At 38.2% G+C, this 15,848-nt stretch carries 12 protein-coding genes; all 12 read left to right on the top strand.

The genetic code is table 11. The features are described from left to right. Positions 1–31 precede the first annotated feature (31 nt). The 12 genes from HT574_RS09055 to HT574_RS09110 all read left to right on the top strand — a co-directional run bounded on the left by HT574_RS09055 (position 32) and on the right by HT574_RS09110 (position 15,822). Positions 32–1,345, top strand: coding sequence for an extracellular solute-binding protein (locus HT574_RS09055; RefSeq protein WP_175244334.1), 1,314 nt, complete (start codon positions 32–34; stop codon positions 1,343–1,345). 73 nt (positions 1,346–1,418) lie between these two features. Further along, entirely contained in the window at positions 1,419–2,297 is an 879-nt protein-coding gene (locus tag HT574_RS09060) for a carbohydrate ABC transporter permease (protein ID WP_175244335.1), read from the top strand. Positions 2,298–2,389: 92 nt separating this feature from the next. After that, positions 2,390–3,199 (top strand): carbohydrate ABC transporter permease, encoded by an 810-nt coding sequence (locus tag HT574_RS09065; RefSeq protein ID WP_375154100.1) that lies wholly within the window; start codon positions 2,390–2,392, stop codon positions 3,197–3,199. 25 nt (positions 3,200–3,224) lie between these two features. Continuing rightward, positions 3,225–5,339, top strand: a complete 2,115-nt coding sequence (locus HT574_RS09070) for a glycoside hydrolase family 52 protein (RefSeq protein ID WP_175244337.1) — start codon at positions 3,225–3,227, stop codon at positions 5,337–5,339. 513 nt (positions 5,340–5,852) lie between these two features. Next, entirely contained in the window at positions 5,853–7,502 is a 1,650-nt protein-coding gene (locus tag HT574_RS09075; protein ID WP_175244338.1) for an extracellular solute-binding protein, read from the top strand. A 280-nt stretch (positions 7,503–7,782) separates the two neighbouring features. Further along, positions 7,783–8,643 carry an ABC transporter permease gene (locus HT574_RS09080; RefSeq protein WP_375154101.1) on the top strand — a complete coding sequence of 287 codons (861 nt, stop codon included), beginning with the start codon at positions 7,783–7,785 and terminating at the stop codon, positions 8,641–8,643. A gap of 10 nt (positions 8,644–8,653) precedes the next feature. Further along, positions 8,654–9,544: a carbohydrate ABC transporter permease gene (locus tag HT574_RS09085; RefSeq protein ID WP_026078372.1), complete on the top strand. Its 891-nt coding sequence runs from the start codon at positions 8,654–8,656 to the stop codon at positions 9,542–9,544. 39 nt (positions 9,545–9,583) lie between these two features. After that, positions 9,584–11,665, top strand: a complete 2,082-nt coding sequence (locus tag HT574_RS09090) for an alpha-glucuronidase family glycosyl hydrolase (protein WP_175244340.1) — start codon at positions 9,584–9,586, stop codon at positions 11,663–11,665. A 49-nt stretch (positions 11,666–11,714) separates the two neighbouring features. After that, a complete protein-coding gene (locus HT574_RS09095) occupies positions 11,715–13,223 on the top strand; it encodes a GH39 family glycosyl hydrolase (protein ID WP_175244341.1) in 1,509 nt (502 codons plus the stop codon). An 85-nt stretch (positions 13,224–13,308) separates the two neighbouring features. After that, entirely contained in the window at positions 13,309–14,259 is a 951-nt protein-coding gene (locus HT574_RS09100; protein ID WP_175244342.1) for a sugar kinase, read from the top strand. 20 nt (positions 14,260–14,279) lie between these two features. Further along, positions 14,280–14,927, top strand: coding sequence for a bifunctional 4-hydroxy-2-oxoglutarate aldolase/2-dehydro-3-deoxy-phosphogluconate aldolase (locus HT574_RS09105; protein ID WP_175244343.1), 648 nt, complete (start codon positions 14,280–14,282; stop codon positions 14,925–14,927). A gap of 193 nt (positions 14,928–15,120) precedes the next feature. Then, positions 15,121–15,822, top strand: a complete 702-nt coding sequence (locus HT574_RS09110; RefSeq protein WP_017434264.1) for a GntR family transcriptional regulator — start codon at positions 15,121–15,123, stop codon at positions 15,820–15,822. Positions 15,823–15,848: the final 26 nt, after the last annotated feature.

Genomic DNA, 15,848 nt, shown 5'->3' on the forward strand with positions numbered 1-15,848 from the left:
CATTGTAGCAAAAACCAAGGGGGGATTGGATTTGTCAAAGAAAGCGTATTCATTATTATGCGCCATGGTCATTGCTTTTGCACTTGTGTTAACAGGCTGCTCCAGTTCAACAAATGGAAATCCATCTTCATCCGAATCGGGAAAAAAAGTAACGATTACATTTATGCACCTTTGGCCTGCGGGAAGTTCGAAGCAGCAAAACATGATTGTGAATGAAATTATTAAAGAGTTTGAAAAGCAAAATCCAAATGTTACGGTTAAACAGGAAGTTTTAGAAAATGAACAATATAAAAATAAACTAAAAATACTTGCTTCTTCCAATGAACTTCCTGATGTAGGAATGACTTGGGCTGCAGGATTTTTAGAGCCTTATGTAAAAGGAAATTTATTTGCGCCGCTAGATGATATCTTGAATTCCGGGCTGAAAGATAAGTTTGTTTCGGGAACAACTGAAGCATATGCTGTTAACAATAAAACGTATGCGCTTCCATTAGAATTAAATATCACTCCTATTTACTACAACAAAAAAATCTTTTCCAAGTACCATTTAGAGCCACCTCAAACATATGAAGATTTTAAAAATATTGTTCAAACGCTTGTTAAAAATGGTGTAGCACCGATTGCGCTTGGAAATAAAGATCGCTGGACAGGATCATTGTGGTACATGTATCTGGCTGATCGAATTGGTGGAGCAGATACGTTGAAAAATGCGATTAATCGTAAAGGCTCTTTTGAAGACCCAAGTTTAATCAAAGCAGCGGAAGAAGTTCAAAAATTAGTAAAAATGAAAGCGTTTATTAAAGGATTTAATGGATTATCTAACGATGAAGCAAAATCAGAATTTATGAATGAAAAAGCCGCTATGTACTTAATGGGAACATGGGAATTGCCCAACTTTACTACTAATGATGAAGTACCAAAAGAGTTTAGAGACAAAGTCGGTTTCTTTAAATTCCCTGTAGTTGATGGTGGAAAAGGAGATGTAAATAGCTGGGTTGGTGGTCCTGGAGTTGGATTGTTCGTTTCTGAAAACTCTAAAGTCAAAAAAGAGGCAAAAGAATTTGTGAAATTCTTTATTGAAAAGTGGGGAGAGCAATCTGTCACAAAAGCTGGGGTTATTCCTGCAACAAAAGTCGATACGGCAAATATCCATTTACCACAGCTATACATCGATGTACTCAGCGAGCTAAATAAAGCTAGCAACATCACATTGTTTGCCGATGTGCAAATGAATCCGGAAGCAGCACAGACTCACTTGAATTTAATTCAATCATTGTTTGGAGAAGAGGTTACACCTAAGGACTTCGTAAAACAGCATGAAGAAGTACTTGCAAAGACACAATAAAGAAAATCTGACCAAAAAGGACATATTTGAAAATATGTCCTTTTTGGTCAATGAGTAAAGGAGGGAAGACGTCATGAATAACATGATGTCTGATAAAAAAGTCATTGCTTTATATATACTTCCACCTTTGTTATTGATTGTAGCATTAATTTATATTCCGATCATCATGACAGGATATTATAGCTTAACCCAATGGGACGGCATCGGACAGATGAAGTTTATTGGTTTGGATAATTATAAAGAATTGATAAAAGATGAAATGTTTTGGAAAAGTGTCTATCATTCATTCTTACTAGCAGTCTTTTCTGTTATTAGTTTGTTAGGTTATTTAACAGTATCACTTGTACTCTCTGGGAAAGTCAAAGGCGCAAATTTATTAAGAAAAATTTACTTAATACCGATGTTGTTGTCTTCTGTTGCTATTGGTCAACTTTGGCTGAGAATTTACCATCCATCTAATGGCATGCTTAATCATTTTCTCTCCTTTTTAGGAATAGAAAATCCTCCTAACTGGTTGGCTGATCCTTCGATTGTGCTATATGCGATCTTTATCCCTATTATATGGCAGTATGCAGGGTTTTATATTTTGATTTACTATGCAGCTTTAAAAAGTATCCCGCCTTCTATTATAGAAGCAGCGATTATCGATGGGGCCAATCCTTTGCAATTGGCTTATAAAATTAAAGTTCCTTTAATTTCAGGGGTTATTAAAGTAACCATTGTGTTAGCCGTTGTAGGTTCTTTGAAATATTTCGATCTTATTTATGTAATGACAGACGGGGGACCGAACGGCGCAAGTGAAGTAATGGCCTCCTATATGTATCATAAAGCGTTTCGCAGTTTTAATTTTGGGTACGGAAGCACGGTCGCCTTTTCTCTATTATTCATTTGTATGATTGTTACATGGCTTATTCGAAAACTTACTAATTCTAGTGAAGAGGTACAATATTAACCGCAAAGGTGGGGACAAAGATGGAGCGAGCAACAGTGACCGAAAAGCCGGTTATTTCATTGCTGCCTGGTCAAATCGGAAAGAAGATAGGCATGTTCATTTTCTATACAGTGCTAATTATTCTAGCTGTTTTTCAAATACTTCCTCTAATTTGGCTATTGTTCTTTTCTCTGAAGAATAACCAAGAAGTATTTAATACGCCACTTTTTGCATTGCCATCTCCGCCTAGATGGGAAAACTATGTAAAAGTATGGGTGGAAGGAAATATAGAACGTTATTTTTTTAATAGCGTCTGGATCACTACGTTATCAGTCATTTTCACAGTATTATTAGCCAGTTTCGCTACTTTCGCTATTACGCGTATGCATTGGAAATTAAAACATGTTGTATTGGGATTGTTTATGGTCGGGTTGATGATTCCAGTTCATTCAACACTGATTCCATTGTTTAGCTTTTTTATGAAAATGAAATTAGTAGACCATCCATTATCTGTTATTTTAACGAATATCGGATTTAACCTGCCACTTACTATAATGGTTTTGCTTGGGTTTTATTACTCATTACCACGTGAGTTAGAAGAATCCGCAATTATGGATGGGTGTTCTGTTCATCGGATGTTTTTCCAAATCATTTTACCGATGACTTCTCCTGTCATCGTAACGACGGCGATTATCAATATGATTTATAACTGGAACGAATTCGTTTTTGTAAACACATTTATTAGTTCAGATCAATATAAAACCCTTACGGTAGGGATCCAAAACTTTATTGGACAATATACGACAGATTGGGGAGCAATTGGTGCAACGTTGATGATTAGTATTTTGCCAATTCTACTAGCATTCTTTTTCCTCAGCGACCGAATTGTAGAAGGAATTACGGCTGGAGCAATTAAAGGATAATTAGTTAGAAAGGAGAAGTATAGACATGCCAAAAAACATGTTTTTTAACGCCCATCACTCACCAGTAGGGGCGTTTGCCAGCTTCACGCTTGGATTTCCAGGAAAAAGCGGAGGGTTGGATCTCGAGTTGGGACGTCCGCCTCGGCAAAATGTATATATAGGTGTTGCCTCATTGGATCAGCCAGGTATGTATGAGGTACTGCCGTTTTTTGAGTCCGGTGATGATGAGAGTAAAAGATATGATATTGAAAATCCAGATCCAAATCCACAGAAACCACAAATTCTTGTTCCATTTCCTAAGGAAATGATCCAACGGGAATTTCATGTTTCTACCGACACGTGGAAAGCGGGGGATCTTACGTTTACCATTTATTCTCCTATGAAATCTGTTCCGGATCCTGACACAGCAAAAGAAGAAGATTTAAAGTTTGCTTTAGTTCCTGCGGTGGTTGTTGAACTCACTGTTGACAATACGAGAGGAACATCGCCAAGACGCGCATTTTTTGGATTTGAAGGGAACGATCCTTATACATCAATGAGACGAATTGATGATACGTGTCCACAATTGCGTGGGGTTGGACAAGGCCGCATAACGGCTATTGTATCGAATCAAAACGATGTACGTTCGGCACTGCATTTTAGCTTGGAAGATATTTTAACGAATCCGTTGGAGGAAAATTGGACCTTTGGATTGGGAAAAGTTGGGGCATTAATTATGGATACACCAGCCGGGACGACGAGAACATATCAGTTTGCAGTATGTTTTTACCGGTCCGGATACGTAACTGCTGGATTGGACACGTCTTATTTTTATACCCGTTTCTTTAAAAACATTGAAGAGGTGGGAAAATATGCTTTGAATCACATCGAAGCGTTGAAAGAGCGCTCTGTTCAATCAAATCAGTTGATAGAGAAAGACTGGTTATCTGATGACCAAAAATTTATGATGGCTCATGCAATTCGCAGTTATTACGGCAACACCCAGTTGTTAGAACATGATGGAAAGCCAATCTGGGTAGTGAATGAAGGCGAATACCGCATGATGAATACGTTTGATTTAACAGTAGATCAGTTGTTCTTCGAGTTAAAAATGAACCCATGGACTGTTAAAAATGTCTTAGATTTGTATGTAGAAAGATACAGCTATTACGATCGAGTTCGTTTCCCAGGAGAGGAAAAAGAGTATCCAGGAGGTATCAGTTTTACACATGATATGGGGGTGGCAAATACATTTTCCCGCCCTCATTATTCGGCATATGAGCTTTATGGGATCGATGGTTGCTTCTCACATATGACGCATGAACAATTAGTTAACTGGGTACTGTGTGCAGCTGTATATATAGAACAAACAAAAGATTGGGCTTGGAGGCAAGAAAAACTGCCAATTTTAGAACAGTGTTTGGAAAGTATGGTAAATCGGGATCATCCAGATCCGGAAAAACGAAATGGGGTGATGGGCTTAGACAGTACGCGTACGATGGGTGGAGCAGAGATTACAACCTATGACAGTCTAGATATCTCCCTAGGACAAGCGCGAAATAATTTGTATTTGGCAGGAAAATGCTGGGCAGCGTATGTAGCGCTTGAAAAAATATTCCTGGATACTGGAAAGGAAACGTTGGCCACTTTAGCAGGGGAACAAGCGGAAAAATGTGCAGCTACGATTGTTAGTCACGTGACAGAACAAGGATATATTCCAGCCGTTATGGGAGAAGGGAATGACTCAAAGATTATTCCAGCGATCGAAGGATTAGTGTTTCCATATTTTACAAATTGTCGTGAAGCATTAGACCCAAATGGCCGTTTTGGTGAATATATTCGAGCTTTACGAAAACACTTGGAGTACGTATTAAAGGAAGGAATCTGCCTATTTCCAGATGGAGGATGGAAAATTTCGTCTACAAGCAATAACTCATGGCTAAGCAAAGTATACTTGTGTCAGTTTATTGCCCGACACATTTTAAGATGGAAATGGGATGAAGCAGGTGCGAAAGCAGATGCGGCACATGTAGCCTGGTTGACACATCCAACCCTTTCCGTTTGGAGTTGGAGTGACCAAATTATTGCCGGAGAGATTAGTGGAAGCAAGTATTATCCTCGTGGGGTGACAAGCATTCTATGGCTTGAAGAAAAAGAGTAAAAATATGGGGATAAAAAAGTAAGGAAAGAAGAATTGGCTGTTTGTTTTTGATGAGTTCCACCACCCTAACTATCCTTTTGGAAAATTGTAAAGATCAAACAATGCCGCCATCGTCTTGGATGATGATGGCGGGTTCCTCTTTTTAAAATTTATTAAAAAAATTCTGAAAGGCATTGAATGAATACAAGCGTTTGTTTATAATCAATTTAGAACTAGTATACTAGTGTTACTAATAAACATATTGGTTCATGGAGAAGTTAAGAGCCAATAAATGGGGGCTATTTACCATAGCTGCCATACGAAAATAGCAAGTTGCTAAGGCTAACACATTTTGAAACCGTTTACGGATAGAACATTAAGGAGAGAGATCCTTATGTTTCTGTAATCACGAATGGATTGCGTGAAAGGGGGGATAAACGGGGGAGGGAAATTTTTCTTCGTGAAGTATCGGCAGTTTTGATAGCTCATTTGTAACAGAGGGCATTTCATTGAAAACGATTGGAGGGAGAAGAGGTGTTAAAAAAGCTGTTTGCTTCAGTGGCAGCTGCGGTTATGACTATCGGAATGCTAGCAGGCTGCACCGACAAAGAACCGGCTTCGTCAAATAGTTCAACTAAATCGGATGGTGGAAAACAGCTAGTGACGATTACGACAATCCGGACTCTAAAAGACGATACGAAATTTAGAAAAGGAGAAGATGTGAATAACAACCCTGTCACAAGATGGGCTGAAAAAGAGCTCGGTATTAAATTCAAGACGTTATGGACAGCGCCAAACGATGAGCAATATTATAACAAAATTCGTTTAGCGCTTTCATCTGGTCAAGAACTTCCAGATGTTTTTATGGTAGCGGATGGTTTGTTAATTAATGACCTAATCCGTTCAGGAAAAGTGATGCCGGTAGATGAGGCGATTGAAAAGTATGCTTCACCAAGATTGAAAGAAATATTTAATAAATTTCCTGAAGCGTTTTATCCGGCAACCGTAAATGGCAAACGATATGGTATCCCTCGTTTCTCGGGAGGAAACGGATCGGATTCATTGTTATGGATTCGTAAGGACTGGTTGGACAAATTAGGGTTACAGCCCCCAAAAACAATCGAAGATCTTGAAAAAATTATGGATGCTTTTGTAAACCAAGACCCGGACGGAAACGGTAAAAAAGACACCATTGGGTTAACACTTGCCAGCAAAAATGGTTTAGCTACTTGGCTTGCAGATGGAAGTTTTATTTTTGGAGCATATGGCAATTATGTACCCGGTTCTTGGTCAAAAGGAAAAGATGGCTCCTTAGTATACGGATCGGTTCAGCCGTCTATTAAAAAAGGGTTAGCCAAGCTACATGAATGGTATGAGAAAGGATATTTGGATAAAGAAGTAGGAATTTTAGATGAACAAACAGCTATCAAAAGTTTTGTTGCCGGGAAATCAGGAATTTTATCGGCACCTCCATGGGCAGCAGGTTGGCCAGTATCTGACGCAATTAAAAATAATCCAGGAGCAGTTGTAGAACCTTACCCTCTGCCAAGCGGGCCAGATGGAAAAATAGGACGCCGCGGTGAGGGACTAACTGTAGGAATGTTTCTATTTAATAAAAACTTTAAACATATGGATAAATTTTTCGAATACTGGGATGCAATCTACAGTTATATATTCAATGATTCTAAATATTTCAAATATGGATTATTTGAAGGATACGACTATGTTATGAAGGATGGAAAGCCTGTATATGACCCGAAACAAATTCCAGGAGGAGCAATAGATCCGGGAAAATATTTCTTGACAACCGATATTCCTACGATTCCTTATATGCTTTATAACCTTGCAGAAGAGCTATACACTACAAAACGGCAACCAAAAAATGCATACGAGTATACGAAGATCGTAGCACAAGGTGAGCCATATATGAAAGCGGCCACTATTGTTAATCAACAAAATCAATACCGAATTGAAAACGAGTTCAATGGCCCTCCTACGAAAACAATGCAAAAAAGAGGAGAATTCCTCACAAAAATGGAAAGAGAAACATTTGCAAATATCATCTACGGAAGAGCGTCTCTTGATGAATTTGACAAATTTGTTAAAAAATGGAGAAAATCCGGCGGCGATGACATTACGAAGGAAGTCAATGAATGGTATAAATCAGTGAAGGGGAACAAGTAAAAATACTTTTGAACGGTGCGAACTTATTTGGAATTTTGCGTATGTTCGCGCCGTTCTTACCATAACTTATTGCTCTTATAATTGATATTTTGTTAGCAATGGATATAGTTGGACGATAAAAGTTTACATTACATGGTTTCGTGGTCCCTCGTTACTTAGGAAAAGGAGGAGAAGGGATTTGCAGACGCAAACGCATTTAGAAAGCCAAACGGTTATAAACAAAAAGAAAAAATTAAAAAAGAATAGTTGGAATTTGAGAAATACATGGCAGTTACATGCAATGTTACTGCCAGCCGTAATCATTGTTTTTATTTTTCAGTACATTCCTTTGTTCGGTCTTGTAATGGCATTTCAAGATTATGAACCTTGGTTAGGTTTTCTTCACTCCCCTTGGGTGGGACTAGATCATTTTAAAACGATGTTTGAATATGAGGATGCTAGACAAGTAATTTGGAATACCTTAATCATTTCATCACTAAAGATTGTTTTTAACATTGTTGTTCCTTTAGCATTTGCCTTATTGTTAAATGAGGTTTATATCATGAAATTTAAAAGAACTGTGCAAACGATTGTTTATTTGCCCCACTTTTTATCTTGGGTTATATTAGGAGGTATTTTAATTGATATGCTTTCTCCAGAAGGAGGAATTGTTAACCGTGTATTAGTTTCGTTGTTTAATATTAAACCGATTTTCTTTCTCGGAGATAACGATTGGTTCCGTACGGTTGTTGTCATCACGGATGTTTGGAAAGAATGCGGTTTTAATACGATTGTCTTTCTTGCTGCTATTACCTCCATCAATCCAACGTTATATGAAGCAGCAATTGTCGATGGTGCTAACCGGTGGCAACAAACTGTTTATGTTACATTGCCGTCCATGCTTCCTATCATTATTGTAGTTGGTACATTATCATTAGGAAACATTTTAAACGCAGGGTTTGACCAAATTTTAAACCTTTATAATCCGCTTGTATATAAAACGGGGGATATTATTGATACGTATGTTTATCGTGTCGGACTTTTAAACGGAGACTTTAGTTACGGTACAGCTGTTGGTTTATTCAAATCGATTATTAGCTTTATTCTAGTTGTTGCAGGATACCGTTTAGCGTATAAATACGCAAACTACAAAGTATTCTAAGCGGGGGAGGATCATGTATCATTACCAGAAAAGTTTGTCATATAAAATATTTATTATATTCAATTATTTTATTCTAGCATTATCAGCATTGCTATGTATACTGCCGCTCATTCATATCTTGGCTGTTTCTTTTAGCGGAAGCGCGGCAGCAACAGCTAACATTGTTGGTTTGTGGCCTGTTGATTTTACGCTAGATGCATATAAAAAGACGATTGGAAACGAAAATTTTGTACGTGCATTATTGAATTCGCTTCTCCGGGTTGTATTGGGAACATCTATATCCATGGCATGTATGTTATGTGCCGCCTATTCTTTATCAAAGAGTGATCATGCTTTTAAAGGTAGAAAAATTTATATGTGGTTTTTCGTTTTCACCATGTTATTTCACGGAGGACTAGTGCCAACCTATATGGTTGTAACAAAGCTAGGGCTAACCGACACGATTTGGGCATTAGTGTTGCCCTCGGCAATAAGTTCCTTTAATTTGATATTGCTTGTCAACTTTTTTAGAACTTCCGTACCAAAATCACTAGAAGAAGCTGCTATTATCGATGGAGCTAATCATTTCACCATATTTTGGAGAATATATTTACCAATTTCCGTGCCAGCTATCGCTACAATTTCTCTGTTTACCATGGTGTTTCATTGGAACTCATGGTTTGACGGTATGATTTATATGTCTAATGTAAAGCACTATCCGCTATCTACATTCTTGCAGACGATTATTGTGCAGCAAGATTTTAGCAAAATGAGTGTCGATGCAGAAACATTGAAAAACTTATCAGAGCGGACTGTAAAATCGGCGCAAATTTTTATCGCTGCATTGCCTATGCTTATTGTATATCCATTTGTTCAGAAATTTTTTGTAAAAGGAATCGTTTTGGGAGCAGAAAAAGAATAAAAAGATCCTTATATTTTGAATTAACAGGAGGCATTATATATGGAAGGAAATGGGATAGTGTTGCAGGAAGGGGAACAATACGAACCTTGTTGGCTAAGATATGAGAAAGTAGAAGGATACTATCAAAACCTTTCCTTATTTTCAAATATAGTTGTTAAAGGAGCATCGCCTGTTTTTCATTCGGCTGTTGAGGAACTTTCGAGAGGCATATCGTCTATTTTGGGCATTCAACCGAAAGTAGTAAAGAGCGTCGAAAAAAGTGGATTTATTCTATTAGGTACTATAGATGATGAAGAGGTAAAACATCGATTTTCAAGTTTAAGAGAGTTTCGGCAAATGAACAAGGAAGGATATACTATTCAGTCTATATCCTTTAACGGGGAATTATCTATTTATTTAGTGGGAAAAACGGATAAAGGTGTTTTGTATGCTGTATTCCATTTTCTTCGATTATTGCAGATGAAAAAAGATATTGATCATTTATCTATTTTTGAAAATCCGAAAAATCAATTGCGCATGATTAACCATTGGGACAATATGGATGGAAGTATTGAACGTGGATATGCGGGACGCTCTATTTTCTTTAAAGACTATAAGTTTATAAAAAATGGGAACCGTATCAAAGATTATGCACGGTTGCTATCTTCGGTAGGAATTAATGGGGTTGTTATTAATAACGTAAATGTCCACGAAGCAGAAACGAAATTGATCACAGAGGAATTTTTACCGGATGTTGCAAAAATTGCAGATATTTTTAGAGCTTACGGTATACAGACGTTTTTAAGTATCAACTATGCAAGTCCGATTCAAATTGGAGGATTACTAACGGCTGATCCGCTGGATTCTAGTGTACAGCAGTGGTGGAAAAGTACAGTTGAACGCATTTATCAGCATATTCCGGACTTTGGCGGTTTCTTGGTGAAAGCAGACTCCGAATTTCGGCCTGGACCATTTACGTATAATAGAAACCATGCCGAGGGAGCAAATATGCTTGCCAAGGCGCTACAGCCATTTGGAGGAATCGTGATTTGGAGATGTTTTGTCTACAATTGTCAGCAAGATTGGCGGGATCGTTCGACCGACAGAGCGAAAGCGGCTTATGATCATTTCAAGCCATTAGATGGTCAATTTCATAACAATGTCGTTTTGCAAATTAAAAATGGCCCGATGGACTTTCAGGTAAGGGAACCTGTGTCCCCTTTATTTGGTGCGATGCCAAAAACGAATCAAATGATGGAGTTTCAAATCACGCAAGAATATACAGGGCAGCAAAAACATTTATGCTATTTAATTCCACAGTGGAAAGAAGTATTGGAATTTGATACGTATGCAAAAGGGAAAGGCTCACAAGTGAAAAAGGTAGTAGATGGTTCTTTATACGATTATCAGTATAGCGGGATCGCAGCTGTTTCTAATATAGGCGATGATCCGAATTGGACGGGGCATACATTGGCGCAAGCTAACTTATATGGATACGGGCGCTTAGCTTGGAATCCAGACCTTTCAGCGGAGGAAATAACGAATGAATGGGTGCTGCTTACATTTGGGGATGACCCGGAGGTTGTTGAACAGGTTAGCCAGATGCTTTTAGACTCTTGGAGAATTTATGAAAACTATACAGCTCCACTTGGAGTAGGGTGGATGGTGAATCCAGGGCATCACTACGGTCCTAATGTAGATGGGTATGAGTATTCTCCGTGGGGAACATATCATTATGCGGACCGTTACGGAATCGGAGTAGATAGAACAGTAAGAACTGGGACAGGTTTTACAGCTCAATATTTTCCTGAAAACGCTGAGATGTACGAATCCATTGAATCTTGTCCAGATGAATTACTTCTATTTTTCCATCACGTCCCTTATACACATCGCCTAAAATCCGGCGAAACCGTTATTCAGCATATATACAATACTCATTTTGAAGGTGTGGAGCAAGCGAAACAGTTAAGAGAAAGATGGAAAAGATTAAAAGGTAAAATAGATGAAAAAAGATATCGTGATGTTTTGGAGCGTTTAAATATTCAAGTAGAACATGCAAAAGAATGGCGGGATGTGATTAATACGTATTTTTATCGCAAATCAGGAATTGGGGATAAATATAATCGCACTATTTATAAATGATGAGACGGGTTTATTCAACATATCCTCATAAAGGAAGTGAATCATTGTCATGAAAAAAATAAAAGTTCGTGATGATGAACCAAAATTGTTTAAGAAGAATTGGAAATTCTGTGTCGGCACAGGAAGATTGGGGCTTGCATTGCAGAAAGAATATTTAGATCATCTGAAATTGGTTCAAGAAAAAATAGGATTTCAATATATCCGCGGACACGGTTTGCTTTCTGATGATGTAGGCATTTATCGTGAAGTGGAAATCGATGGAGAAACAAAACCTTTTTATAATTTTACTTATATTGACAGAATTATTGATTCCTATTTAGATCTAGGAATCCGTCCGTTTGTCGAGCTTGGGTTTATGCCAAGCGCCTTAGCGTCTGGAGATCAAACTGTATTTTATTGGAAAGGAAACGTTACGCCTCCTAAGGACTACAACAAATGGTATAACTTAATCGTAGCGGTAGTCTCTCATTTTGTGGAGCGTTATGGTATAGAAGAAGTGCTGAGATGGCCTTTTGAAGTCTGGAATGAACCAAACTTAGTGAATTTCTGGAAAGATGCTGATAAACAAGAATATTTTAAGCTATATAAAGTTACGGCGGCTGCAGTAAAAAGTGTTCATCCTGATATTCAAGTTGGAGGGCCGGCAATATGTGGGGGAAGCGATGAATGGATTGTTGATTTTCTTAACTTTTGCGCCGACGAAAATGTACCGGTCGACTTTGTAAGCAGACATGCTTATACATCAAAGGCGCCGCATAAAAAGACATTTGAGTATTATTATCAAGAATTAGAAGCTCCGGAAGATATGTTACAACAATTTAAAACAGTTCGTGAGCTGATTGATCAATCACCGTTCCCGCACCTGCCTTTTCATATTACGGAGTATAATACATCCTACAGTCCGATCAACCCGGTTCACGATACCGTTTTAAACGCGGCATATATAGCCCGTATTTTGAGTGAAGGCGGGGATTATGTTGATTCTTTCTCTTATTGGACATTTAGCGATGTATTTGAAGAAATGGATGTTCCGAAGGCACAATTTCACGGCGGATTTGGTCTAGTTGCCCTTAATTCGATCCCAAAACCAACTTTCTACTTGTTTACATTTTTTAATGCTTTAGGTAATGAACGGCTTTATCGTGATGAGGAACTAATTGTGACTAGAAGAGAAGATGGTTCTATTGCGATGGTTGCCTGGAACTTAGTTATGGAGAAAGGAAATGATTTTACAAAAGATTTAGAAATTGAAATACCGATTCCGTTTGAAGATGTTTTTGTGAAGCGGCAAACAGTAGATGAGGATAACGGTAACCCATGGGCTGTATGGAAACAAATGGGGAGACCGCGGTTTCCAAATAAAAAAGCTGTAGAGACACTTCGCCAGGTAGCACAGCCTAAGGTGACTACGTGCCGAATGCGGACAGAAAATAATATTTTAAGGTTGCAAGTAAGGTTAACAAAAAACGAAGTGACGCTTATCGAAGTAGAACCGGTGAAAGATGAAACATATACCTATGTTGGATTAGATGACAGCTTCATTACATCGTACTCATAATGTTAAGCGCAAATACAGGGAAGTCTTAGTTTGGATAGATTTCCCTTCACCAATATAACATTAATATGAAAAGTGGGGGTTTAAGATGGATGTTGTTACAATAGGAGAATCCATGGTAGTTTTTACTCCTACTAGCAATGGATTAATGAGATACGCAACCCATTTTACGAAAAAGATCGGTGGTGCTGAGTCTAATGTTGCAGTTGGTCTTGCAAGGTTAGGACATCGTGCCGGTTGGATTAGCAGAGTCGGAAATGATGAATTTGGAAAGGCGATTCTCGCTTTTTTAAAGGGAGAAGGCGTTGATATAAGCAAGGCAAAGATTGATGAAGAAGCACCAACAGGCATTTATTTTAAGGAAATGAGAAGGCAAAATGACATTAGGGTTTACTATTATCGCAAAGGCTCTGCAGCAAGCCTATTATCACCGGCTGATTTGGACGAAGAGTATATCGCAAGTGCAAAATATTTACATATTACAGGCATTACCCCTGCTCTAAGCGCTAGTTGTCGGGAAGCTATTTTAGCCGCAATAAAAATAGCGCGCGATAATGGGGTGAAAATTGTATTCGATCCTAACTTGCGACTCAAACTTTGGAAGGAAGAGATTGCTAGGGAAACGCTTCTCCATATCGCATCACAAGTAGATATTGTACTTCCGGGGATGGTAGAAGCAACCTTTTTATTTGGCAACCATCCTCCTGAAAAATTAGGGCAATTATTTCTCGAACATGGGGCTTCCCTAGTAGTACTGAAACTAGGGGAGAAAGGTGCACATTATTTTACAGGTAAGGAAGATAAATGGGTTCCTGGATTTTCGGTTGAGCAAGTTATCGATCCGGTTGGAGCAGGTGATGGGTTTGCTGCTGGATTTATTTCGGGACTGCTAGACGGATTAAGCATATATCATGCTGTGGAAAGGGCTAATGCTGTAGGCGCGCTGGTTACAATGGTTTACGGCGATGTTGATGGTCTGCCTGAACGTGATGAGATTGAAAAACTAATAGCAAAAAATAATGAGGATGTTATTCGATAATAAAGTGGAGGATAAAAAGCATGGATCATATTATTACTATCAAAACTATCAAAGAAACGGGGATTATTCCTGTCATTAGAGGGGCAACCGTTGAGAATATCATCCCCGTTGCGCACGCGTTAAAAAAAGGTGGAATGAATATCATTGAAATCACAGTGGAAACTCCAGGAGCGCTGGCAGCGCTTGAAAAAGCGGCAAACGAGCTAGAGGGTGTATTGGTAGGTGCTGGCACGGTATTAGACGGGGAAACGGCACGATTAGCGATTTTATCCGGAGCCAAGTTTATTGTTTCTCCTTCCATGAACATAGAGACGATTCAAATGACAAAGCGGTATGGGGCAGTAAGTATAGCAGGAGGATTAACACCTACTGAAATCGTTACCGCTTTTGAAAGTGGAGCTGATTTTGTAAAAGTATTTCCTATTAGTATATTCGGACCTAGCTATATTAAAAGCATGAAAGATCCTTTGCCGCAAATACCGTTAATTGCGACAGGGGGAATAAATATAGAAAACATAGAAGATTATATAAGAGCAGGTGTGGAGGCGGTAGGGATAGGAAGTTCATTAGTCAACGTAAAAAAGAACCTCACTGATTCATACCTGTTGGAAATAACCCGTAATGCTTCCTTATTAGTAGCTGCGGTAAAAAAAGCAAGAGCAAAATAACGACATTTTTGAACGTAAACAAAATATTTTTAACAACAACAGTATTGCTGAATGTATAAATATATTGTGCAATTGACAGGAAATATTTTCTTAGCTAAAATGGAAACGAATTTCTATCTTTAAAGAGAAATGTTTATTTTTCGAATAATACTACCATACTAGTATAGTGAGATAAAACGAAAGGGAGAATTCAATGGTAATGTTTACATTCCAAGAAAGCCAACAAATAAAGGGCTCTACAAGAGGATCAACGAGAGATCAACTGTATCATTTGTTAAAGGAGAAAATTTTGCGATTAGAGCTTGAGCCAGGTACAAAAATTTCTGAAAAGGAAATTGCCGAAAATCTTCATGTTAGCAGAACCCCTGTTCGTGAAGCTTTCTTAAAATTAGCCCAAGAAGAATTGTTAGATATTATTCCTCAAAGTGGTACCATCGTATCGCGGATTAATTTAGAACATGTAGAAGAAGGCAGATTTATTAGAGAGATCATTGAGAAAGAAGTAGTGGCGTTGGCATGTGAAAAATTTACTGAGGAATATTTATTTCAATTAGAAAAAAATATTGCCATGCAGGAATTATGTGTGGAAAAGAGCAACTATTTAGCACTTTTCGAGCTGGACGAGGAATTTCACAAGATTATTTTTGATGGTTGCAGGATGTCTCGGTCATGGAAAATGGTCCAGCACCTAAATAGTCATTTTAACCGCCTGCGCGTGCTTCGATTATTTTCCGATTTAGACTGGGATATTATCATCTCTCATCATAAGCAAATTTATCAACTAATTGCTAATAAGGAAGCGGAAAAAGCACGAAAAGTGATGGAGGAACATTTAAGGCTAGTGGTAATTGAAAAGGACGTACTAAAGAAACAATATCCGCATTATTTTGTTTGAATTCGCCCTGTTTAGGGGGTAATGTA

The organism is Parageobacillus sp. VR-IP, from assembly GCF_013357975.1.
In the GTDB taxonomy this organism is placed as follows: domain Bacteria; phylum Bacillota; class Bacilli; order Bacillales; family Anoxybacillaceae; genus Saccharococcus; species Saccharococcus caldoxylosilyticus.